The organism is Flavobacterium sp. (assembly GCF_003525665.1).
Classification (GTDB): domain Bacteria; phylum Bacteroidota; class Bacteroidia; order Flavobacteriales; family Flavobacteriaceae; genus Flavobacterium.
Genome location: NZ_DQDX01000191.1, coordinates 7,155 through 7,715 on the forward strand (window position 1 = coordinate 7,155; position 561 = coordinate 7,715).

1 pseudogene is annotated in these 561 nt (G+C 27.3%); it reads right to left on the reverse strand.

What is annotated here, in order from left to right:
• Positions 1–316 precede the first annotated feature (316 nt).
• Positions 317–561 (reverse strand): annotated as a pseudogene (locus DIU01_RS13525) (MBL fold metallo-hydrolase); the annotation flags it as partial.

The following is a 561-nucleotide window of genomic DNA, read 5'->3' on the forward strand; positions in this document are numbered from 1 at the left end:
ATGGTACAGATTTCATCTTTTTTAATGAAAAAATCTCCTTTTTTTATGGTAGAAATAGTGGCTAAACTTATAAATTCATTTATTTCACTATCTGTAAATAAATTGTATTGTTTTAAGTATTCCAACATTTGATTTTTCTTAAACATAGTACTTGTTTTAAGCTTTAATTCTATAATTCGTATTTATATTTTGCTGCTTTGCAAAGTTAGCAATTACAAGTGTAGAATTTTAAATCCCTTTCAAATCATTGATGATATAAAAAATATGACATTAATTTACTGGCTGTTTTTCTATAAAATCATTTGTACTTAGTTTATTAAAAGACTTTACTTTCTCCATCATTTGGAATAAAAACCTTGTCAGAAAGCCCTATTTTAGAAACTTCTTCTTTTAATTGATGTCGTGTTGTCGGGCAATGATTTACAGCTTCTAGATGATTTGCGATTACTTTGTTTGGTGCATTTTTTACAAACTTCAAAATGTCATCCATTCGCATTAACAAAGGTTGAAAAATATCTAATTGAGCCGTTCCACAAGCGACAACTGAAATTTCAGGTTTTA